At 71.6% G+C, this 20,069-nt stretch carries 19 protein-coding genes; 5 read left to right on the forward strand and 14 right to left on the reverse strand.

Features of this window, described 5'->3' with window-relative positions:
- Window positions 1-6 precede the first annotated feature (6 nt).
- Window positions 7-435, reverse strand: a complete 429-nt coding sequence (locus ACZ60J_RS12585; RefSeq protein WP_469681214.1) for a MarR family winged helix-turn-helix transcriptional regulator — start codon at window positions 433-435, stop codon at window positions 7-9.
- A gap of 134 nt (window positions 436-569) precedes the next feature.
- Between ACZ60J_RS12585 and ACZ60J_RS12590 the strand changes: the two genes are divergently transcribed.
- On the forward strand, window positions 570-1,454 hold the full coding sequence (locus ACZ60J_RS12590; RefSeq protein ID WP_469681216.1) for an MBL fold metallo-hydrolase: 885 nt from the start codon (window positions 570-572) through the stop codon (window positions 1,452-1,454).
- A 70-nt stretch (window positions 1,455-1,524) separates the two neighbouring features.
- On the opposite strand, the gene ACZ60J_RS12595 is transcribed toward ACZ60J_RS12590, so the two are convergent.
- Together ACZ60J_RS12595 and ACZ60J_RS12600 are read right to left on the reverse strand one after the other, a co-directional pair.
- Window positions 1,525-2,742, reverse strand: a complete 1,218-nt coding sequence (locus tag ACZ60J_RS12595; RefSeq protein ID WP_469681218.1) for an alginate lyase family protein — start codon at window positions 2,740-2,742, stop codon at window positions 1,525-1,527.
- Window positions 2,743-2,884: 142 nt separating this feature from the next.
- Window positions 2,885-3,136: a helix-turn-helix domain-containing protein gene (locus ACZ60J_RS12600; protein WP_469681220.1), complete on the reverse strand. Its 252-nt coding sequence runs from the start codon at window positions 3,134-3,136 to the stop codon at window positions 2,885-2,887.
- A gap of 64 nt (window positions 3,137-3,200) precedes the next feature.
- On the opposite strand from ACZ60J_RS12600, the gene map reads away from it, so the two are divergent.
- A complete protein-coding gene (gene map / locus ACZ60J_RS12605; RefSeq protein WP_469681222.1) occupies window positions 3,201-3,968 on the forward strand; it encodes a type I methionyl aminopeptidase in 768 nt (255 codons plus the stop codon).
- 18 nt (window positions 3,969-3,986) lie between these two features.
- On the opposite strand, the gene ggt is transcribed toward map, so the two are convergent.
- Window positions 3,987-5,786 carry a gamma-glutamyltransferase gene (gene ggt / locus ACZ60J_RS12610; protein ID WP_469681224.1) on the reverse strand — a complete coding sequence of 600 codons (1,800 nt, stop codon included), beginning with the start codon at window positions 5,784-5,786 and terminating at the stop codon, window positions 3,987-3,989.
- A gap of 101 nt (window positions 5,787-5,887) precedes the next feature.
- Between ggt and ACZ60J_RS12615 the strand changes: the two genes are divergently transcribed.
- The gene (locus ACZ60J_RS12615) at window positions 5,888-6,613 is read left to right on the forward strand and encodes a hypothetical protein (RefSeq protein WP_469681226.1); all 726 of its coding nucleotides are present in this window, start codon (window positions 5,888-5,890) and stop codon (window positions 6,611-6,613) included.
- On the opposite strand, the gene ACZ60J_RS12620 is transcribed toward ACZ60J_RS12615, so the two are convergent.
- The 6 genes from ACZ60J_RS12620 to ACZ60J_RS12645 all read right to left on the reverse strand — a co-directional run bounded on the left by ACZ60J_RS12620 (window position 6,573) and on the right by ACZ60J_RS12645 (window position 13,549).
- On the reverse strand, window positions 6,573-7,829 hold the full coding sequence (locus tag ACZ60J_RS12620) for a cytochrome P450 (RefSeq protein WP_469681228.1): 1,257 nt from the start codon (window positions 7,827-7,829) through the stop codon (window positions 6,573-6,575). The two genes, ACZ60J_RS12615 and ACZ60J_RS12620, sit on opposite strands and share 41 nt — an antisense overlap.
- Before the next feature lie 61 nt (window positions 7,830-7,890).
- Window positions 7,891-8,436, reverse strand: coding sequence for a hypothetical protein (locus tag ACZ60J_RS12625; RefSeq protein ID WP_469681230.1), 546 nt, complete (start codon window positions 8,434-8,436; stop codon window positions 7,891-7,893).
- Window positions 8,433-9,881 (reverse strand): ATP-binding protein, encoded by a 1,449-nt coding sequence (locus tag ACZ60J_RS12630; protein WP_469681232.1) that lies wholly within the window; start codon window positions 9,879-9,881, stop codon window positions 8,433-8,435. Before ACZ60J_RS12630 ends, ACZ60J_RS12625 begins: the two co-directional genes overlap by 4 nt.
- 9 nt (window positions 9,882-9,890) lie before the next feature.
- Window positions 9,891-10,574: a response regulator gene (locus ACZ60J_RS12635; RefSeq protein WP_469681234.1), complete on the reverse strand. Its 684-nt coding sequence runs from the start codon at window positions 10,572-10,574 to the stop codon at window positions 9,891-9,893.
- A 78-nt stretch (window positions 10,575-10,652) separates the two neighbouring features.
- A complete protein-coding gene (gene murJ, locus ACZ60J_RS12640; RefSeq protein WP_469681236.1) occupies window positions 10,653-12,377 on the reverse strand; it encodes a murein biosynthesis integral membrane protein MurJ in 1,725 nt (574 codons plus the stop codon).
- Window positions 12,374-13,549, reverse strand: coding sequence for a lipid II:glycine glycyltransferase FemX (locus ACZ60J_RS12645; RefSeq protein WP_469681238.1), 1,176 nt, complete (start codon window positions 13,547-13,549; stop codon window positions 12,374-12,376). The genes murJ and ACZ60J_RS12645 overlap by 4 nt, the downstream gene beginning before the upstream one ends.
- 210 nt (window positions 13,550-13,759) lie before the next feature.
- Between ACZ60J_RS12645 and ACZ60J_RS12650 the strand changes: the two genes are divergently transcribed.
- Together ACZ60J_RS12650 and ACZ60J_RS12655 are read left to right on the forward strand one after the other, a co-directional pair.
- Window positions 13,760-14,989: a L,D-transpeptidase gene (locus ACZ60J_RS12650; protein WP_469681240.1), complete on the forward strand. Its 1,230-nt coding sequence runs from the start codon at window positions 13,760-13,762 to the stop codon at window positions 14,987-14,989.
- Between the two features lie 124 nt (window positions 14,990-15,113).
- The gene (locus ACZ60J_RS12655) at window positions 15,114-16,760 is read left to right on the forward strand and encodes a CocE/NonD family hydrolase (protein WP_469681242.1); all 1,647 of its coding nucleotides are present in this window, start codon (window positions 15,114-15,116) and stop codon (window positions 16,758-16,760) included.
- A gap of 49 nt (window positions 16,761-16,809) precedes the next feature.
- On the opposite strand, the gene ACZ60J_RS12660 is transcribed toward ACZ60J_RS12655, so the two are convergent.
- Genes ACZ60J_RS12660 through ACZ60J_RS12675 form a run of 4 tightly spaced genes read right to left on the reverse strand, consistent with a single transcriptional unit; the run spans window position 16,810 to window position 20,016 of the window.
- Window positions 16,810-17,697 carry an amino acid ABC transporter permease gene (locus tag ACZ60J_RS12660; protein ID WP_469681244.1) on the reverse strand — a complete coding sequence of 296 codons (888 nt, stop codon included), beginning with the start codon at window positions 17,695-17,697 and terminating at the stop codon, window positions 16,810-16,812.
- Window positions 17,694-18,338 carry an amino acid ABC transporter permease gene (locus ACZ60J_RS12665; RefSeq protein ID WP_469681246.1) on the reverse strand — a complete coding sequence of 215 codons (645 nt, stop codon included), beginning with the start codon at window positions 18,336-18,338 and terminating at the stop codon, window positions 17,694-17,696. Before ACZ60J_RS12665 ends, ACZ60J_RS12660 begins: the two co-directional genes overlap by 4 nt.
- A 17-nt stretch (window positions 18,339-18,355) precedes the next feature.
- The gene (locus ACZ60J_RS12670; protein WP_469681248.1) at window positions 18,356-19,261 is read right to left on the reverse strand and encodes a glutamate ABC transporter substrate-binding protein; all 906 of its coding nucleotides are present in this window, start codon (window positions 19,259-19,261) and stop codon (window positions 18,356-18,358) included.
- 11 nt (window positions 19,262-19,272) lie between these two features.
- Window positions 19,273-20,016, reverse strand: coding sequence for an amino acid ABC transporter ATP-binding protein (locus tag ACZ60J_RS12675; RefSeq protein ID WP_469681250.1), 744 nt, complete (start codon window positions 20,014-20,016; stop codon window positions 19,273-19,275).
- Window positions 20,017-20,069: the final 53 nt, after the last annotated feature.

Genomic DNA, 20,069 nt, shown 5'->3' on the forward strand with positions numbered 1-20,069 from the left:
GGCCGGTCAACGGGAGGTGACGACCCGCTCCAGCAGGCTCCGCAGCACGTCCTGCTCCTCCGGGCCCAGCCCGGACACCGGCGAATCCACGGAGAGGAGGTCGAGGAGCCTGGCGCGCAGGTCGGCCCCCTCGGGCGTGAGGACGAGCTGCTTGGCGCGGCGGTCGGTGGGGTGCGGGTGGCGCTCGATCAGGTGCTGCTTCTCCAGCTTGTCGACGACGAAGGTGGCGTTGGACGGCTCGCAGCTCATGCGCTCGGCGAGCTCCCGCATGGTCATCGGCCCGCTCATCTCGCGCAGCGCGGTGGCCTGGGACGCGGTGAGGCCCAGCGTGGTGGCGCGCTCGCGTACGTGCTCGGCGATCCGGTGGGCCAGCCCGTCCACCAGCCCGCACAGCTGCCGCTCGGCAATGGCCTGGCGCTCGGGAGGTGTCGTCATGGGGCCAGTTTATCAAGTCCCTCAAGCCAGAATATTTACAACTTGAATGATTCAAGCTTGATGCTTATGGTTGGCCCCACCACCTCGGCAGACCGGTCCGAGGCGGCCTGACGACCACTCACACAGGAGTTCCCATGCCCGATCTGACGACGACTCACGACGAACGACTGCACCGGCCCGCGGGCATCCGCTCCCTGTGGCTGGGCGACACGAAGGTCTCCTACGTGCCGGACGGCGACGTACGGCTCCGGCCGCTGCCCCTGCTCCCCGACACCACCGACGAGGTATGGGCCGCCCACCCGGAGTACCTGGACGGCACGGGCCACCTCGTGGCGGGCGTCGGCGGCCTGCTGGTGGAGCACGGCGGCCGGGCCCTGCTGATCGACGCGGGCTTCGGCCCGCAGACGTTCAGCGCCCCGGACGGCCCCCTCGGCGTGATCCACGGAGGCGCCCTCCCCGACAGCCTGGCCGCACTCGGCCGCGCCCCCGAGGACATCGAGGCGGTGGCCTTCACCCACCTCCACTCCGACCACATCGGCTGGGCCGTCCACCCCTCCCCCGACAGCGGGCTGCCCCTCTTCCCGCGCGCCGAGTTCCTGATCGCCGAGCCCGAGTGGGACCGGCTCGACCTGCTGGCGGCCGAGGGCACGAGCGAGCGGGTCGCCGCCCTCGCACCGCGCGTGCGCACCCTCACGGACGGCCAGGAGGTCTTCCCGGGCGTCCACGTGCGGATCACCCCCGGCCACACCGTCGGGCACGCCGAGTACGTGATCACCGGGGGCGGGCGGCGCCTGATCGCCTTCGGTGACGCCGTGCACTCGCCCCTCCAGATCGATCACCCGGACTGGTCCTCGGCGTTCGACCACGACCTCGCCCGGACCGCCGTCCACCGCCGCCGGCTCGTGGCCGAGCTGGCGGAGCCGGACACCATCGGCTTCGGCATCCACTTCGCCGACGTGGCGTTCGGGCACGTGCGGCAGGGCGGGGACGGCCCGGCCTGGCACCCCGTGGACGCCTGACCCGAGAACGACCACGCCCGCGGCCGCGGCGCGCCGCCGCGGTCCGCCCCGCCCCCGCCCCGCCCGCGCCTCAGGCGACCGGCACCGGCTCCCCGTGGGTGAGGGTCTCCCACGCGACGAACAGGTCGTCCGTCCCGGCCGGCCGCGTCTTCTCGACCAGCTCACGGGTGTACGGGAGTTTCGCCCCCGTCCGCACCGCGTAGTGCTGGAGCGCGACTTCCAGGTCGGGCCCCATCGTGCGCTCCAGCTTGCCGCCGCACAGCCACCCGGGGGCCTCTTCGCCCAGCTGGTACCTGGAGTGGAACTCCAGTGCCGCCCGGAGCCGCTCGCCCTGCTCCCCGTACAGGTCGACGCCCTGGTGCCAGGCCGTCTCGGCGATGTGCGCGGCGGCCGCGAGCGCGTAGCCGACGTGCATGAGGTTGCGGCAGGTCTCCTGGGCGACGCCGTCGACGTACGTCCCCTGGCCGAACCAGTACGCCGCGACCTTGTCCGGGGAGTCGATGGCGGTGCGCGGCGGGGCCAGCGGGTGGGCGCCGTCCCGCTTGAGGTAGAAGTACGCCGGGACGCGCTCCCGGAACCGCTCCAGCGACTCCTCGAAGACGGCCCGGTCCTCCAGGAAGACGGAGATGCCCAGGGCGGCGTCGGTCATGGCCAGCTCCCAGTTGCCGTTGTACGCCGGCACCTGCGCGCGGACGGCCGGGAGGTAGGCGGTGCGCAGCATCTCCTTGAAGCGGGCGACCCGTTCCTCCCCCCACGCCGGGTAGTCGGCGTGGATGATCTCGGCGGCGCGCGCCCAGGTGGAGCCGGACCAGGCGGCCTGGAGGCCGGCGTTGTCCTCGGCGTGGCGCTTCATCACGGCCGACCAGCCGTCCATGATCTGCACGGCCTTGCGGGCGTGGGCGGTCTTGCCGTTCACCGACCACAGCAGGGCGTGCGTGTAGGCGGCGATCGCGTCCTGGCGTTCGTCCAGGCATGACTGCGGCCCCGAGTTGAAGGGGCAGGGCACCACGTCGGCCGGGTGCGCCCCGTAGTCGAGGGAGGCGTAGCGGCTCTTCAGGAGCGCCTGGTACGCCGAGTTCCACGGCTCCTTGCCGGCGGCGACCATCTGCTTCGCGTGCAGGAGCCGGGTGTGGCTGACGACGACGCCCGGGTGGCGGAAGACCACGTCGCCCGGGTCCCCGGCGTGGGCCCGGCCCTCGGGCGCGGCGCAGGCCGCGAGGAGCAGGCCGCCCGCGAGGAGGGCGCCCACGAGTCCGAGGCCGAGTCGCTTGGATGTGGATGCGTTCATGTCTGACACGCCTTCACGCTTGCCCCGCGCCCCGGCGCTCTCACCGCCGATTGGGCCGTTCGGCCCGTGGGCCCGCCCTAACGGCACGCCGAAGGGCGGGCCCGGCGGCCGAACGGCCGCGGCCCGCCCGCTCCTGCGGACCTCACACGGACACGAGGGCGCAGCGCCGCAGCACTTCGTCCAGGGAGAGCCCGAGGGCCTCCGCCAGGGCGGCGACGGTGAAGAAGGCCGGGGTCGGGGCCCGGCCGGTCTCGATCTTGCGGAGGGTTTCGGCGGAGAGTCCGGCGCTGGCCGCGACCTCGACCATGCTGCGGCCACCTCGGGCTTGGCGCAACAGGGCGCCGAGCCGCTCGCCGCGCTCGCGCTCTTCGGGGGTGAGGGGGGTACGGACCATGCCCTCATGCTACCCCGGAACCCAATAAGTATCCCGTTACAGTTATACCGGTATAGTTATTGGCATGGTGGAACTGAAGACAGACCAATCGATCGACCGGATGCGCGCCGCGGGCCGCGTCGTCGCCCACGCCCTCGCCGCCGTCCGGGAACGGGCCGCCGTCGGGGTCTCCCTGCTGGAGCTCGACCTGGCCGCGCGCGAGGTGCTCCGCGAGGCCGGCGCGAGCTCGCCCTTCCTCGGCTACCGGCCGCGGTTCGCCCCGGTCCCCTTCCCCGCCGTCATCTGCGCCTCCGTCAACGACGCGATCGTGCACGGCATCCCCGACGACTACCGGCTGCGCGACGGCGACCTGGTCAGCATCGACTGCGGCGCGAAGCTGGGCGGCTGGTGCGGCGACGCGGCCGTCAGCTTCACGGTCGGCCGGGCCCGCCCCGACGACCTGCGGCTCATCCGGACCGCCGAGGCCGCCCTCGCGGCGGGCATCGCCGCCGCCCGGCCCGGCAACCGCATCGGCGACATCGCCCACGCCATCGGCACGGCCGGCCGCGCCGCCGGGTACGGCATCCCCGACGGCTTCGGCGGCCACGGCATCGGACGCTCCATGCACGAGGAGCCGGGCGTACCCAACGAGGGCCCGGCGGGGCAGGGTACGAAGCTGCGCGCCGGCATGGTGATCGCGATCGAGCCGATGCTCATCGCGGGCGGCACGGACGACTACGCCTGCGACGCGGACGGCTGGACCCTGCGGACCGTCGACGGCAGCCGCGCCGCGCACGCCGAGCACACGGTCGCGATCACCGCCGACGGCCCCAGGATCCTCACCGCCCTGTAGGCCTAAGGCCCTGCAGGCCTACGGCCGGCCGTGCGGGTGCACCACCATGGCCGAGCCCCCGCCCCGCCGGGTCGTCTCGGCCGCGGCCAGCCACCGCCCGTCGGGCAGCCGCTGGACCCCGGTGGCCGCACCGATCTCCGGGTTCTGCCGGAAGCCCTGTCCGAGGGCCTCCAGCTCGGCCCGCACCGGGCTGTTCCACAGGCCCGGCTCCAGCTCGGTGGTGGTCTGGTTGCGCTGGCTGGCCCGTGGCGCCGCGATGGCGTCGACCAGCGGCAGCCCGCGGTCCAGGTGCCCGGTCAGGGTCTGGAGCACCGTGGTGATGATGGTCGCGCCGCCCGGGGAACCCAGCGCCAGCACCGGGCGCCCGTGCTCCAGCACGATGGTCGGGGACATCGACGAGCGCGGCCGCTTGCCGGGACCCGGCAGGTTGGGGTCGGGGACGCCGGGCGCCGCCGGGGCGAAGGAGAAGTCGGTCAGCTCGTTGTTGAGCAGGAAGCCGCGCCCCGGGACGGTGATGGCGCTGCCGCCGGTCGACTCGATGGTCAGCGTGTAGGAGACCACGTTGCCCCAGCGGTCGGCGACGGTCAGGTGCGTGGTGTTCTCCCCCTCGTACGTGGTCGGGGCGGGCTGCCCGGAGCCGCCGCAGGCGACCGGGTGCCGGGGATCGCCCGGTGCCAGCGGGCTGGTCAGCGCCTTGGCCGGGTCGATCAGGCAGCCGCGCGTGTCCGCGTAACCCTGCGACAGCAGCTCCTTCGTGGGCACGTCCTCGGCGGCCGGGTCGCCGACCCAGCGGCCGCGGTCGGCGAAGGAGATCCGGGAGGCCTCGATGAAGCGGTGCAGGTACTGGGCTTCGGTGAGCGCGCCGAGGTCGGTGCGCTCCAGGATGTTCAGCGCCTCGCCGACGGTGGTGCCGCCGGAGGAGGACGGGGCCATGCTGTACACGTCCAGGCCGCGGTAGCCGACCCGGGTCGGGTCCTGCCGCTTGGTCGCGTACGCGCGCAGGTCCCCGGTGGTCAGATCCCCGGAGCGGACCACGCGGGTGGCGGCCGGGTCCACCGGGCGCTTGCGCACGGCCCGGACGATGTCCTCGGCCAGCGGGCCCCGGTAGAGCGCGCCCGCACCCTTGCGCCTCAGCTCCGCGTACGTGGCCGCCAGGTCGGGGTTCTTGAAGGTGGAGCCGACCACGGGGAGGGCTCCGCCGGGCAGGAAGAGCCTGCTGGTGTCGGGGAAGTCCCGGAAGCGGGCCTCGTTCAGCTCGGTCTGGGCCCGGAAGGTGGGGTCCACGGTGAAGCCCTCGCGGGCCAGCTTCTCGGCGGGCTTGAGGAGCTGGCCCAGCGAGCGGGTGCCCCAGGACTCCAGCGCGCTCTGCCAGGTCGCCGGGGTGCCGGGGACTCCGACGCCGCGGCCGCTGGTCTGGCCCTCGGCGAAGGGGATGGGCAGGCCGTTCTCCTGGAACAGCCCGGCGGTGGCCGTCGCCGGGGCGGTCTCGCGGCCGTCGATGGTGCGCACCCGGCCGGAGCGGGCGTCGTAGTACACGAAGTAGCCGCCCCCGCCGATGCCCGCGGAGTACGGCTCGGTGACCCCGAGCGCGGCGGCCGTCGCGACGGCGGCGTCCACGGCGTTGCCGCCCGAGCGCAGGACGGCGATGCCGACCGCGCTGGCGTCGGCGTCGACGCTGGCGACGGCCCCGCCGTAGCCGGCGGCGACCGGGGCCTTGGGCGGGGTGGCGCTCCGCGACGACGGGGCACCGGCCCCGGTCGAGACGAGCGCCCCGGCGAGCGCGAGGAGCGCTAAGTGACGTGCGGCGGGACCGCGCATTCGGTTCCTCCAGTCGACTGCCTGTCAGACCTTCGAGCGGCAGCGTAACTTCCGTGCACCCACCGCGTCATGAAGGCCGTGTGACGGCTACGATCCGCCGCATGAATGAGGACGTCCGCAACATCGTGCTCGGGGTGATTGCCACTGCGCTCAGCGGCGGGTTCGGCTGGTTCACCCGGACCTATCTGTGGCGCCGCGCCCTGCGCCGCAAGCAGGCCTTCTTCGGGCTGCCGGCCGGATCGGACTGCCTGTTCGTGGTCAACCGGCAGATGGGCGGCACCGATTCCTCCCTGCACCGCAACGACGCCTTCGCGCTGCTGGAGATATCCGCGCTGATCAAGGACTGCGGGGCGAACGTGCAGATCGTCACCCACGACGGAGCCCGGCAGGGCTTCGGCGAGCGGGCCGAGTTCTGCGTGGGCGGCCCCTCCTCCAACGCCCGGACGACGGCCCATCTGGCCTCCATGCTCCCGGGGGTGCGGATCATCGTCTCGTCCGAGCCGGTACCGGACCGCGGGGCCATCACCGTCGGCGGGGAGACGTACCGCTGGGTCAAGGGCCTCGTCGAGTACGTCCTGCTGGCGCGGCTGACCACCGGGCAGGGATCCAGGCCGGTCTTCCTGCTGTGCGGGCAGACGGCCATCAGCAACCAGGCCGCCGCCCGCTACCTGGCCCGGCACCACCGCAGGCTGGCGGGCTCCTACAAGGACGACTCCTTCTGCATCCTGCTCAAGGTGGTCAACTCCGATGCCTACGGCCCCGACGTGACGGAGCTGGTCGCCGACGTCACCGCGCCGGCCCGGACACCCGCAGCGGCAGCCGCGTGATCCCGTTGATGAAGTTCGACACCAACCGGCGCGGCGGGCCCGCCAGTTCCGGTGCCGGCATGGCGGCGATCCACTCCTCGTAGAGGACGCGGAGCTGGAGCCGCGCGAAATGGGCGCCCAGGCACACGTGCGGGCCGTCGCCGAAGGAGACGTGCGGGTTCGGTGCGCGGCCGAGGTCGAGGCGGTCCGGGTCGGTGAAGACGCGCTCGTCGTGGTTGGCCGAGGCGTGGAACACCACCACCTTGTCGCCGGCCCGGATCCGCTGCCCGGCGAGCTCGGTGTCGACGGCGGCCGTGCGGCGAAAGCTCAGCACCGGCGGGTGGACGCGCAGGAGTTCCTCGACCGCCCGGTCCATCGGGGCCCGGCCCTCGGCGAGGCCGCCGTAGGCGTCCGGGTCGCGGGCCAGGGCGAGCAGGCCGCCGGGCGCGGCGCTGCGCACGGTGTCGTTGCCCGCGACGGTGAGCAGGAAGAAGAACATCTCCAGCTCCGCGTCCTCCAGCCCGGCGAGCGCCAGGGTGGTCATCACGTCGTCTGCGGGGTGGGCCCGTTTGTACGCGGCCAGTTCGCGGGCGTACGCGAACATCTCCCCCAGCAGCGCCGGCGAGCGCGGGTTCAGCGGCTTGCCGTCCGGGCCGAGCAGCGGAGCCGGGGCGTCCTCGGGATCCTGGTACCCGATGATCCGTACGGTCCACTCCAGCAGGAGCCCCCGGTCGGCGGCCGGGACGCCCAGCAGGTCGGTGAGGTTCAGCAGCGCGTACGTGTCGGTGACGGTGTGCACCAGGTCGGCGGACCCGTCCTCGGCGCCGTCGCGGGCGGCGCGCAGCAGCGTACGGGCCCGGCCCCGGACCCGGGCGGCGAAGGCGTCGATCCGGGCCGGGGTGAAGGCGCGGGCCACGGTCCGGCGCAGGGTCCCGTGCTCGGGGGGATCCTGGTTGAGCATGGTGCGCCGCAGGAACGGCAGGTCCGCCGGGTCGGGGTCGCGGATCTGGGTGGCGCCCAGGTGCGAGGAGTACGTGCGGTGGTCGCGCAGCACCCGGACCACGTCGGCGTGCCGGGTGACGGCCCGGAAGCCGGGTCCGGCGGGCCAGCCGAGCACCTCCGGCTCGCTCTGCCAGGCCACCGGGTGCCGGTCGCGCAGCAGGCGGTAGCGGTCGTACGGGACGCCTTCGGCGTAGAGGCGCGGGTCGAAGACGTCGGGGGCCGGTCCTTGGTCCATGCGCACACGGTGGCGGGGAGCGGCCCGGGCCCGCAAGGGGCTCGTCGGGTGGCGGCCCGGCTCAGCCCTCCGGCTCGGCCTCGCACACGGCGCTGTGCTCCTTGCCGTCGGAGCCGGTGAGGATGACCTCGGGGGCCGGCCTGACGGCCACCGCCGCGAGGGCCGTGCACGCCAGTTGACGGCGGGCGGTTGCGGACAGCGGCTCGACCGGGATGGGCAGGACCACGCGGAGGGCCTTGTCGTCGACGGCGACCTTGACCGGTCCGCGGGCCGTGCCCCTGGCCCCGGATTCGAGGGAGACGGCGTCCGGTGCCGGGATCTCGGTGGTCAGACCGGCCTCCCGCGCGGCCTCGCTCGGCCCTTCCAGCAGCATCCCGATGGTGAACCCGACGTCCGGGCGCTGCACCCGGTCGCTGACCGGGAGCGGAACGAGCGCGCCGTCGGGGGCGATGAAGTAGATGAGGCCGGGGTCCGGCGCGGTGGCCAGTTTCACGGTCCCGGCGCGGCCGCTTTCGACGACCCCGGTGGTGGCGATGCCGCAGCCGGTGGCGAGCAGCAGCGGGACGGTCAGCGCGGCCGCGGGCACGACCTTGCGCAGGCGGTTCATACGCGGGGCTCCAGCGGCATGTCGAGGGTGAAGAGCGCGCCGCCGCCGGGGCCGTTGGCCGCGTGCAGGGTACCGCCGTGCAGGCGGACGTTCTCCAGCGTGATGGCCAGGCCCAGGCCGCTGCCCGTGGAGCGGGTGCGGGCGGCGTCGGCCTTGAAGAAGCGGTCGAAGATGTGCGGCAGCACCTCGGGGGCGATGCCGGGCCCGCTGTCGGCGACCTCGACGAGCAGCCGCTCGCCCTCGGGCCGGGTCTCGGTGCGGACGCGCACGCGGACCGGGGTCCCGCCGTGCTTGAGGGCGTTGCCGACGAGGTTGGCGAGGACCACGTCGAAGCGGCGCGGGTCGAGCCGGGCACGGACGTCGGGGGGCAGGTCGGTGCTGACCCGCCCGTCGGTCCAGTGGCGGCGCTCCAGGGTCTTGGTGACGGTCTCGGCGACGTCGACCTCGTCGAGGTTGAGCTCGGCGGCGCGGGCGTCGAAGCGGGAGATCTCCATGAGGTCTTCGACGAGCACGGCGAGCTTCCCCGTCTCGGCACTGATCAGGCGCAGCGCCTTGGCGGTGTCGGCGTCGAGCTCCTCGGCGCCCTCGTCGAGGACCTCGGTGACGGCGAGCATCCCGGCGAGCGGGGTGCGCAGTTCGTGGGAGACGTCGGCGGCGAAGCGGCGGGCACGGGCTTCGGCCTCCTGGAGTTCGCTGACCGACTGTTCGAGTGCGCGGGCCGTCTCGTTGAAGGTGCGGGCGAGTCCGGCGAGTTCGTCGGAGCCGCGCACCTCGATCCGGGTGTCGAGCCGGCCGCGTCCGAGCCGCTGGGCGGCCTTGCGCATGTCCCGTACGGGGCGCAGGACGCTGCGCGCCGCGAGCAGGGCCGGGATCAGGGCGATCGCGAGACCCGGTACGGCGCCCGTCCGGGCGGCGGTGACCAGGGCCTCCACGGTGGTCTGCTCGGTGTCCAGGGGCAGGACCGCGTAGAACACCGCGCCGGTGGTCTCGTAGGCCTCGTCGTGCTTGAAGACGGCGGGCATGCCGACGACGAGGGAGAGGTTGCCGTTGGCGTCCTGCGTGCGCTGGAAGGCGCCGTGCGGATGGGCGGCCACCTGGCTGCGGAGCTGTCCGGTGACGGAGGGCGAGGTGGTCGCGCCGCCGGGGTTGGAGGTGGCGCGGAGCTTTCCGTACTCCCCGTAGACGATCCAGGGGTGCGGCTGGCCGCGCTTGCCCAGCTCCCCGACGAGCCGCTGGAGTTCGGCCTGTCCCATGGGCAGTTGGGTGTACTGGGAGTCGACCAGGTCGCGCAGGGTGCTGACGGCGGTGTCCTGGCTCTGCTTGAGGATCGCGTTGCGGGCCTGCTGGTAGGTGAGTGCGGCCGTGCTCACCGCGCAGATGGCGGCGACCAGCAGGAAGGCGGCGATCAGCCGGGTGCGCAGGCCCAGCGGTGCGAAGCGTCTCATGCGGGCCGCTTACAGCGGGCCGAAGCGGTAGCCGAAGCCTCGCACGGTCTGGATGTAGCGGGGGGCGGCGTCGGGGTTCTCGATCTTGTGGCGCAGGCGGCGTACGCAGGCGTCCACCAGCCGGGCGTCGGCGTGGTAGCTGTGCTCCCAGACGTATTCGAGGAGCTGCTGGCGGGAGAAGACCTGCTCGGGCGAGGCCGACAGGTGCAGCAGGAGCTTGATCTCGCTGGGGGCCAGGGGGACGCGCTCGCCGTTCTTGGCGACGGTGAGCCCGGCGCGGTCGACGGCCAGCTCGCCGTGGAACTCCACGTCGGGGCGGCCTCCGGCGGGCTCGCTGAGGCGGCGCAGCACGGCCTTGATGCGGGCTTCGATGACCTCGGTGCGGGCGGGTTTGACGATGTAGTCGTCGGCTCCGGCTTCCAGGCCGACGACTATGTCGAAGTCGTCCCCGCGTGCGGTGAGCATGATGATCGGGACCTGGCTGGTCTCGCGGATCCGCCGGCACACCTGGACGCCGTTGATGCCGGGCAGCATGAGGTCGAGCAGGACGAGCTCCGGGTGGAAGCTCGCCATGAGGTCGAGTCCGGCCTCGCCGGTCTCGGCGGCGCTCACGTCGTGGCCCCTGCGGCGCAGGCCGAGACCCACGCCCTCCCGGATGGAAGGGTCGTCCTCGATCAGCAGTACGCGTGGCATCGGGTCAGTATTCCAGGCTCGTGGATCAGTCCCCTCCCCCTTTCGGCCGATAACGGTGCGCTCGGAAGGGGGGACGGCCTAGCGGCCGGTCTTGCGGCGTACGGAGTCCAGCAGGTCGGTGATCTCCGTCAGCCGCAGGGGGCGGGCGAGGAGTACGACGCCGAGGACGATCACCGCGGTTCCCGCCGCGACCCCGGCGAAGTTCCCGAGGGGGCCGGCCAGGTTCCCGAACCGGTCGAGGCAGTAGGCGGCCGCGTACCCGGCGGCGCCCGCCGGGACGCAGGCGGCGAGGAGCCGCAGGTGGGTGCGGACGGCGGTGTTCCGGCGTTCCGTACGGGTTCCGGTGCGCGGGCCGAGCCGCCGGGACAGGACGTACGCGGTGACGGCCGCGCCCACGAGGTAGGCGATCGAGCAGGCCGCGGCCATGCCGGTGACGGCCCAGCGCGCCGGCAACAGGAGGTACGCGGCGCCCGAGAGCCCGGCGTTGAGGGCGGCGATGGTGAGGTTGAGGAAGAAGGGGGTCCGGGTGTCGGACAGGGCGTAGAAGCCGCGGGAGAGCACGTACTGCGCGGAGTAGGCGATCAGGCCGGGTGCGAAGGCCGCGAGCATGCCGGCCATGACGGCGACGTCGGCGGGGCCGGTGCGCCCGTACTCGAAGACGCTGCCGGTCACCCAGGGGGCCAGGGCCGCGAAGAGCGCGGCGGCGGGGACGATCAGGGCCCCGCTGGAGCGCAGCGCGTAGGAGACGTCCTTGCGCACGCGCCCGAGGTCGCCGTCGGTGGCGGCGGAGCTCATCCGGGGCATGAGGGCGGTGACGAGGGAGACGGTGATGATGCCCTGCGGGACCATCCACAGCAGGTAGGCGTTGCTGTAGGCGGTGTATCCGGCGCCGCCGGCGAGGCCCTCGGCGACGGCGTGCGCGCCGGTGGCGGTGGAGAGCCGGGTCACGACCCAGTACGCGAGCTGGTTGGTCAGCACGAGCAGCACGAGCCAGCCGGCGTTGCGCAGCGGGCGGGCCAGTCCGCTGCCGCGCCAGTCGAAGCGGGGGCGCCAGCGGAAGCGGGCGGCGCGCAGCGAGGGGATCAGGCCGAGGGCCTGGACGACGATGCCGGCGGTGGTGCCGATGCCGAGGAGCCGGGTGTCGGCGGCGCTCAGGCCGTCGCCGGCGCCGTGGGAGACGGTGAGGAAGAGTCCGAAGACGGCGATGACGACGAGGTTGTTGAGGACCGGGGTCCACATCATGGCGCCGAACCGGCCGCGGGCGTTGAGCACCTGTCCGAGCAGCGTGAACAGCCCGTAGAACAGGATCTGCGGGAGGCAGTACCGGGCCAGGGCCACGGTGACGGACTCCTGGCCGCCGCTGTATCCGGTGTACAGGGAGACGATGAGCGGGGCGGCGAGGACCGCGGCGGCGGTGAGGACCAGCAGCGCGGCCGTGCAGACGGTGAGCAGCCGGTCGGTGTAGGCGCGGCCGCCGTCCTCGTGCTCCTTGGCGGCGCGGACCAGCTCGGGGACGAAGACGGCGTTGAGGGCGCCGCCGATGAGCAGGATGTACAGGATGTTCGGGACGGTGTTGGCGACCGCGTAGCCGTCGCCGAGCAGGGTGGTGCCGAGGGCGGCGACGATCACGGCGGAGCGGACGAAGCCGGTGGCGCGGGAGACGACCGAGCCGGCGGCCATGAGCGCGCCGCTGCGCAGCACCGAGGTCTTCTTCGGTGCTGCGCGGTCGGTGCGGGCCTCGGCCGCGGGCTCCGCCCCGGCCTCTGTCGCGGCCTGGGCCGCTCTGGGGTCTGCGAGGGTCACCGGCGGGCCATGTACGCCTGGAACGCCTTGTAGAGGGCCGTGTTCGCGTATCCGTCCATGGAGGTCTCCCACTCGCCGAGGGTTTCGACGACCTGTCCGCCGGTGCCGAGCTTCCAGCGCAGCAGCCCGAAGGAACGTTCGTCGGGGTCGAGGGTGGAGGGTACCCCGCGCATGTCGTATTCGTCCGCTCCGAGTGCATGTGCGTCACACATCATGCGCCACTGAAGGGCATTGCTGGGGCGGACCTCGCGGCGGTGGTCGGCGGAGGCGCCGGTCTGGTACCAGACCCGGCTGCCGGCCACGATCATGGTGTGCGCGGCGAGGATCTCCCCCTGGTACATGCCCAGGTAGAGGCGCATGCGGCCGGGCTCTTCGGCGTTCAGGGCCTCGTACTGCTGCTCGTAGTACGCGAGCGAGCGGCCGAGCCGGAAGCCGTCGCGCTCCTCGGTGATGCGCAGCAGCCGGTAGAACTCCGGGAGCTCGGCGGCCGTGCCGACGACCGTCTCGACCCCCGCCTTCGTGGCCTTGCGCACATTGCGCCGCCACTCCTGGTTCAGGCCCGACCACAGGTCGTCGAGGGTGCGCCCGGCGAGCGGGACGCGGAAGACGTGGCGGGGCTGGGCGTCGCCGTCGTCCTCGCCTCCGCAGCGCTTCCAGCCGCGGGTGCGCAGCCGGTCGGCGAGCGCGGCGCCGACCGGGTCCACCTCGGTGGCGAGCACGTCGGAGATCTGCCGGCCCGGACCGGTGCCCGCCTTGGCGGTGGCCGCGTCCCAGCGGCGGTAGGCGGGGGTGGGCCCGATGCGGACGGCGAAGGCGCCGGAGGCCTTGAGGTGGTTCTTGAGGGGGGTCAGCCAGCGGTCGACGTCGGGGTCGGCCCAGTCGGCGACGGGCCCCTCGGGGAGGTAGGCGAAGTATTTGCGGGTGCCCGGGAATTGACGGTAGAGAACGAGTCCGGCACCTTCTATTTCACCGCCGGGACAGTGCCATCCGACCCTTTCCGACCGCCAAAGGTCCTTTACCGCACCCCAGGACGGGTACTGGAGAAAGCTGGCCCGGCCGTGCCGGGAAAGGAATCCCAGGTATTCCGCTTCGGACAGCGGGCGCACGGTGAGCTCCCTGCCCCGGCTTCGGGTCTGGTCCTGCTGGGTGGGGGTCACGAGCAGTGCACACACGGCTGATCGGCCTTCCTGTCCGTCCGGATCGGTGGATGCACAGGACTCTCACAGGTGTCCATGACCGCCGTGCGCGGCGATTGTGACCGGACGATGACCGTCTTGCTGCGGTCCATGTCACACAAGAAGTACTGAACTTTTCTTCATGTTCCGCAACCTAGAGTTGCCCCGTTCGCATCTTCCTTTGCGAACGATCATTGCTTACGCGCCATGAAAGGGCCTTCGTTGAGCCGCACACGCCCGGTCTTCTCTGTACGCAGCCGAACCGCCGTGGCGGCCGGTACCGCATTGCTGGCCGCCTCGCTGGCCGCCTGCGGGGGCGGTGGCACGTCGGGGGGCGGAGCGGCCAAGGCGGAGATGAAGCCGAAGCCCGACATGGCCGTCTCGGTGAACCTCACCGGTGACCAGGTCAAGGCCGGCGCACCGGTGACCGTGACGATCGCCGAGGGCAAGCTCGCGGCGGTGAAGGTCACGGACGCCAAGGGCGGCGAACTGGCCGGGCAGATATCCGCCGACGGGAAGACCTGGACCTCGCAGGGCAACGCCCTGCCCTCGGCCGAGTACAAGGTCGAGGCCCAGAACACGGACAGCCAGAGCGCCACGACGACGTTCAAGACCTCGGCCCCCGACAAGGTCAACAAGGTCTCGATCAACATCCCCAAGGGCAGCACCGTGGGCGTGGGCATGCCGGTCTCGATCGTCTTCGACAACCCGGTGAAGGACAAGGCCGCGGTCGAGAAGCAGTTGAAGGTCACCACCTCGAACAACACCGAGGGGTCCTGGGGCTGGATCAAGGACTACTCGGGCAAGGACCGGGTGGACTGGCGGCCCAAGGAGTACTGGAAGTCCGGCACCGACGTGAAGGTCCAGATGAACCTGAACGGCGTCGACTCCGGCGCCGGCGGCGGGATGTTCGTCAAGGACTACGTCACCGAGTTCAAGATCGGCAAGGACCGCCAGGTGAAGGTGGACCTCGACACGAAGAAGGCGACGGTCACCGAGGACGGCCAGACCGTCAGCACCATCCCGATCTCGGCGGGCACGCCCGGCGGCAAGAAGGCTTCCTGGGACGGGAAGATGGTGATGATGAAGAAGGAGGGCACCATCCGGATGGACTCCCAGACGGTGGGCCTGGGCGACTCCTACGACAAGATGGTCGACTACTCGATCCGGCTGACCTGGTCGGGCATGTACGTGCACGCCGCCCCGTGGAACACCGCCAACTTCGGCCGCGCCAACACCAGCTCCGGCTGCGTGGGCATGAGCGACGAGAACGCCAAGGCGTTCTTCGCGGCGGCCCAGGACGGCGACCCCTTCGAGGTCGTGGGGCAGGGCTCCAAGGGCAACCCGGAGGTCGGCAACGGCTACGGCGAGTGGAACATGACCTGGGAGCAGTGGCAGGCCAAGAGCGCCCTCACCGGGACCCCCCAGACCGGCTGATCCACACCGACTGACCATTGTTCAATCGTTACCGCCACGTAACTTACTCATGGGTTACTGCCGGTAAGCACCTCCCGTTACCGTCGGGTCACTTTGACACCCCGGCACACGCGAGGAGCGAGCGATGGTCCGCACGGTCCGCACCACCAGCACCGCGACTGCCCTGGCAGCCGTACTGGCAGCAGCCGCCCTGGGCCTGGCCCCCCATCAGGCCCAGGCGGCCCCCGCCACCCCGACCGCCACCGCCTCGGCGAGCTCGGAAGCCACGGAAGCCACAGAAGCCACGGCAGCCACGTCGGCGGTTAGCTTCCACGACATCCCCGGCTCCGGCGGCATCACCCTCAAGGGCAACGTCTTCACCCCGGCGGGCGCCGGCAGCGCCGCCGCCACCGGCTCCAAGTACCCCCTGATCGTGCTGCCGACCAGCTGGGGCATGCCGCAGATCGAATACATCGCCCAGGCCAAGAAGCTCGCCGACTCCGGCTACGTGGTGGTCGGTTACACCTCCCGCGGCTTCTGGCTCTCCGGCGGCGAGATCGAGACCGCCGGCCCGGCGGACACCGCCGACGTCTCCGCCGTCATCGACTGGGCGCTCGCCAACACCCCGGCCGACGCCGCGCACATCGGCCTGGGCGGGGTCTCGTACGGCGCGGGCATCAGCCTGCTGGCCTCCGCGAGCGATCCGCGGATCAAGGCCGTGGTCGCGCTCAGCGGCTGGGCCGATCTCATCGAGTCCATCTACTCCGGTCGCACCCAGCACCTCCAGGCCGCCGCCCTGCTCGGCGGCGCCGGCTTCCTCACCGGACGCCCCGGGCCCGAACTCCGGCAGATCCTCGGCGACTTCCTCGGCTCGAACCTGGACCGGGAACCGCAGATGATCGAGTGGGGCAAGAAGCGCTCGGCCGCGGAGAAGGTGGACGCGATCAACGCCAACGGCGCCGCGATCATGCTCGGCAACGCCTGGGGCGACACCATCTTCCCGCCCAACCAGTACGCGAAGTTCTTCGAGGAGCTGACCGGCCCCAAGCGCCTGGAGTTCCGCCCCGGCGACCACGCCACCGCCGAGGCCACCGGGCTGCTCGGACTGCCCAACGACACCTGGACCAACGCCCACCGCTGGTTCGACCGCTACCTCAAGGGCGCGGCCAACGGCATCGACGCCGAAGCCCCGGTGCAGATCAAGCCTCGTAGCGACGGCGGCTACGAGGGCTACGCCGACTGGAAGTCGGTCGGCGCCGGCGGCGCCGAGAAGCTGATGCTCTCCGACAGCGAGCACCTGTTCACCGGCATCGACTCCGGCGCCAACGGCGGGATCGTCCTGCTCTCCAACCTCCTCGACCAGATCGCCCAGGCGCCCCCCACGGCCTCCGTCCCGCTGCTCCCCCGCGCCTTCGCCGCCGTCTGGCAGTCGCAGCGCTACGAGGAGGAGCGCCGCATCCGGGGCACGGTCGCCCTGCACACCACCGTCACGCCCACGAAGTCCGACGGCACCTTCGTCGCGTACCTCTACGACGTGGGCCCGCTCGGCATCGGCAAGCTGATCAGCAACGCCCCGTACACCTTCCACGACAAGCCGGCCGGCCGGCCCTTCGGCGTGGACCTGGAGCTGTTCTCCACCGCCTACGACGTCCCGGCCGGGCACCGCCTCGCGGTGGTCGTCGACACCGTCGACCCGCTGTACATCGAGCACAACCCGACCGGCGGGCAGCTGACCTTCTCCTCGCCGCGCACCGATCCCTCGTACGTCTCGGTGCCGCTGCGCGAGCAGTGATCCGCGGCTGCTGCCGTGCCGGGTGTGGCTCTGGGGAACGCCCCGCGGGTCAGATCCGGCCCGGCAGCGCCGTTCCGGGGTCGGCCACGTCGATGTCGATGCCGACCGCCTTGGTCTTGAGGTTGCCGCGCTCGCGCCGGGCCACCCAGGTGGCGAACCAGGACAGGAGCATGCACAGACCGATGTAGATCGGCGAGATGATCATCACGACGGGGATGAAGGGGAGGTCGTAGTCCAGGTTGGAGGCGATCAGCTTGCCCGCGTGCAGGAACTCCTCGTAGGTGATCAGGTAGCCGAGCGAGGTGTCCTTCAGGGCGACCACCAGCTGGCTGATGATCGTGGGCAGCATCGCCCGGACCCCCTGCGGGGCCAGGACGTAGGTCATCACCTGGGTCTTGCGCATGCCCAGGGCGTACGCGGCTTCGCGCTGGCCCTTCTCCACCGAGTTGATGCCGGTCCGGAAGACCTCGGCCAGCACCGAGCCGTTGTACAGGGTCAGTCCGGCGACCAGCGCGGGCAGCGGCTGGACCTTGAGCGCGACGAAGATGAAGAAGATCATCACCAGCACCGGCATGGCCCGGAAGAACTCCACGCACAGCGTGCACAGCCAGCGCACCGGCCGGTGGACCGAGAGCCGGCCCGTCGCGAGCACCGCCCCGAACACGAGCGAGAGCACCGAGGCGTAGGCGAAGGCCTTGAGGGTGTTCCACAGGCCCTTGAGCAGCAGCTCCTGGATGCCCTCGTAGGTGAAGGGGCTCCACTTGGCGGCGGTGAACTGGTTCGTGTCGAAGAGCAGGTAGAGCAGCCAGCCGAGCAGCCCGAGGATGACGAGCGTCGATCCGATCCCGTAGAACATGTGGCGGCGCTGGGCGCGCGGGCCCGGCAGGTCGTAGAGGGCGGTGGACTCCAGGTCACCGTGGAGCGCGTGCGCGGTCATCGGGCGACTCCGTAGCGCTTTTCGAGCACGTTGAACAGCGCGCTGATGGACAGGGTGATGATCAGGTAGCCGACCGCGATCCAGACGAAGGTCCAGATGATGCTGTAGCCCAGCTCGTTGAGGGTCTTGTACGTGCCCAGCAGCTCGGTGACGCTGAAGGCCCCGGCGATCGCGGAGTTCTTGGCGAGCGCGATCAGCGTGGAGCCGATGGGCGGGATGACGGACCGGAAGGCCTGGGGCAGGACGACGGTGCCCAGGGTCTGGCCGAAGGACATGCCGAGGCTGCGGGCCGCCTCGCCCTGGCCCTTGGGCACGGTGTTGATGCCGGAGCGCAGGACCTCGCAGACGAAGGCCGAGGTGTAGCAGCCCAGCGCCAGCACCGCGAAGAGCTGGAAGGGCAGGACCAGGCCGAAGCGGGGCAGGCCGAGCAGCACGGCGAAGAAGAGCAGGGTGAGCGGGGTGTTGCGCAGGATGGTCACCCAGACGGTGCCGAAGACCCGGAAGGAGCCGACGGGGGCGACGCGGAAGGAGGCCATCAGGAATCCGAGGACCAGGGCCAGGAGGGAGGCGTAGACCGTGAGTTCCACGGTCCCGAGGAAGCCCTTCCCGTAGAGCGAGAAGTTGTCGGTGAGTACGTCCATGGCGGTGCGCTCTCCCCTCAGCTCGCCGGGTAGCGGTCGATGGCGGGCGGTGTCGGCGCGGGCTGGCCGGAGAGGCCGAGCGTGGCCTCGTAGGCCTTCTTCCAGTTGCCGTTCTTCTCGTTCGCGGCGAGGGCGTCGTCGAGGGCGAACCGCAGGGCGTTGTCGGAGCGCGGTACACCGATGCCGTACGGCTCCTCGGAGAAGGGCGTGCCGACCACCTTGAGCTCCTCGGGGACCTTGGCCGCGTAGCCGAGGAGGATGGAGTCGTCGGTGGAGACGGCGTCGACCTGGTAGGTCAGCAGGTTGTCCACGCAGACCGAGTACGTGTCGTAGGCGACGAGCACCGCCCGCGGGAACTCCTTCTGGAGCCGCTGGTAGGGGGTGGAGCCCGCTGCCGAGCAGACCTTCTTGCCGGCGAGGTCCTCGGGGCCCTTGATGTCCGTCTCCCCCTTGCGCACCAGCAGGGACTGGCCCGCCATGTAGTAGGGGCCGGCGAAGCCGACCTGCTTCTTGCGGTTGTCGTTGATCGTGTAGGTGCCGACGTAGTAGTCGATCTGGCCGTTCTGCAGGGCCGTCTCGCGGTTGGCGGAGGCGATCGTCTTGAACTCGATCGTCTTGGGGTCGAAGCCGAGCGAGGCCGACATCATCTTGGCGATCTCGACGTCGAAGCCGGAGTAGCGGCTGCTCGCCGGATCCTTCTCCCCCATGTAGGGCTGGTCCTCCTTGGCGCCGACCACGAGGTGGCCGCGCCGCTTGGCCTTCGTCCAGGTCGGGGAGTCCAGCAGCTGGAAGCCGGTCGCCACCTGGTAGACGGGCAGGTCCTCGGGCTGCGGACCCTTGACGGGCGGGCTGCCGGCCTTTCCGCAGGCGGTGGCGGCCAGCAGCAGCGCGGCCAGGGCCAGTGCGCGCAGGGTGTGCTTCATCGGACCGCCCCTCAGTGCTTGAGGATCTTGGAGAGGAAGTCCCTGGCCCGGTCGCTCTCGGGGGCGGTGAAGAAGGCCTCCGGGGTCCGGTCCTCGACGATCTTCCCGTCGGCCATGAACACGACGCGGTTGGCGGCGGAGCGCGCGAAGCCCATCTCGTGGGTGACCACGACCATGGTCATGCCCTCCGCGGCGAGCTGCTGCATGACCTCCAGCACCTCGTTGATCATCTCCGGGTCGAGCGCGGAGGTGGGCTCGTCGAAGAGGAGCGCCTTGGGGTTCATGGCGAGCGCCCGGGCGATGGCCACGCGCTGCTGCTGGCCGCCGGAGAGCTGGGCCGGGAACTTGTCGGCCTGGTTCGCGAGGCCGACCCGTTCCAGCAGCTCGCGGGAGCGCTTGTCCGCCTCTTCCTTCCCCCGCTTCCTGACCTTGACCTGGGCGAGGGAGACGTTGGCGAGGACCGTCTTGTGCGCGAAGAGGTTGAAGGACTGGAAGACCATCCCCACGTCCGCGCGGAGCGCGGCGAGCTCCTTGCCCTCGGCCGGCAGCGGCTTCCCGTCGAGCGTGATCGTGCCCGACTCGACGGTCTCCAGCCGGTTGATCGCCCGGCACAGGGTCGATTTCCCGGAGCCGGAGGGGCCGATGACCACCACCACCTCCCCGCGGCCGACGGTGAGGTTGATGTCCTGGAGGACGTGCAGTTGTCCGAAGTGCTTGTTGACGTCCCGCAGCTCGATCAACGGATCGACGGCCATACGCTGCCCTGCCCACTTGTCGGTGTGTCGAGGTCAGCGCAAACTATCCAGCC

The organism is Streptomyces sp. NPDC104226 (assembly GCF_055584085.1).

Excerpts from the sequence above, each read along its gene's own strand:
- ACZ60J_RS12595 (WP_469681218.1), bottom strand. The coding sequence starts at position 2,742 with ATGAACGCATCCACATCCAAGCGACTCGGCCTCGGACTCGTGGGCGCC.
- ACZ60J_RS12670 (WP_469681248.1), bottom strand. The coding sequence starts at position 19,261 with ATGAAGCACACCCTGCGCGCACTGGCCCTGGCCGCGCTGCTGCTGGCC.
- ACZ60J_RS12660 (WP_469681244.1), bottom strand. The coding sequence starts at position 17,697 with ATGACCGCGCACGCGCTCCACGGTGACCTGGAGTCCACCGCCCTCTAC.
- ACZ60J_RS12585 (WP_469681214.1), bottom strand. The coding sequence starts at position 435 with ATGACGACACCTCCCGAGCGCCAGGCCATTGCCGAGCGGCAGCTGTGC.
- ACZ60J_RS12650 (WP_469681240.1), top strand. The coding sequence starts at position 13,760 with ATGAAAGGGCCTTCGTTGAGCCGCACACGCCCGGTCTTCTCTGTACGC.
- ACZ60J_RS12615 (WP_469681226.1), top strand. The coding sequence starts at position 5,888 with ATGAATGAGGACGTCCGCAACATCGTGCTCGGGGTGATTGCCACTGCG.
- ggt (WP_469681224.1), bottom strand. The coding sequence starts at position 5,786 with ATGCGCGGTCCCGCCGCACGTCACTTAGCGCTCCTCGCGCTCGCCGGG.
- ACZ60J_RS12635 (WP_469681234.1), bottom strand. The coding sequence starts at position 10,574 with ATGCCACGCGTACTGCTGATCGAGGACGACCCTTCCATCCGGGAGGGC.
- ACZ60J_RS12620 (WP_469681228.1), bottom strand. The coding sequence starts at position 7,829 with ATGGACCAAGGACCGGCCCCCGACGTCTTCGACCCGCGCCTCTACGCC.
- ACZ60J_RS12625 (WP_469681230.1), bottom strand. The coding sequence starts at position 8,436 with ATGAACCGCCTGCGCAAGGTCGTGCCCGCGGCCGCGCTGACCGTCCCG.
- map (WP_469681222.1), top strand. The coding sequence starts at position 3,201 with ATGGTGGAACTGAAGACAGACCAATCGATCGACCGGATGCGCGCCGCG.
- ACZ60J_RS12590 (WP_469681216.1), top strand. The coding sequence starts at position 570 with ATGCCCGATCTGACGACGACTCACGACGAACGACTGCACCGGCCCGCG.
- ACZ60J_RS12655 (WP_469681242.1), top strand. The coding sequence starts at position 15,114 with ATGGTCCGCACGGTCCGCACCACCAGCACCGCGACTGCCCTGGCAGCC.
- ACZ60J_RS12630 (WP_469681232.1), bottom strand. The coding sequence starts at position 9,881 with ATGAGACGCTTCGCACCGCTGGGCCTGCGCACCCGGCTGATCGCCGCC.
- ACZ60J_RS12675 (WP_469681250.1), bottom strand. The coding sequence starts at position 20,016 with ATGGCCGTCGATCCGTTGATCGAGCTGCGGGACGTCAACAAGCACTTC.
- ACZ60J_RS12665 (WP_469681246.1), bottom strand. The coding sequence starts at position 18,338 with ATGGACGTACTCACCGACAACTTCTCGCTCTACGGGAAGGGCTTCCTC.
- ACZ60J_RS12600 (WP_469681220.1), bottom strand. The coding sequence starts at position 3,136 with ATGGTCCGTACCCCCCTCACCCCCGAAGAGCGCGAGCGCGGCGAGCGG.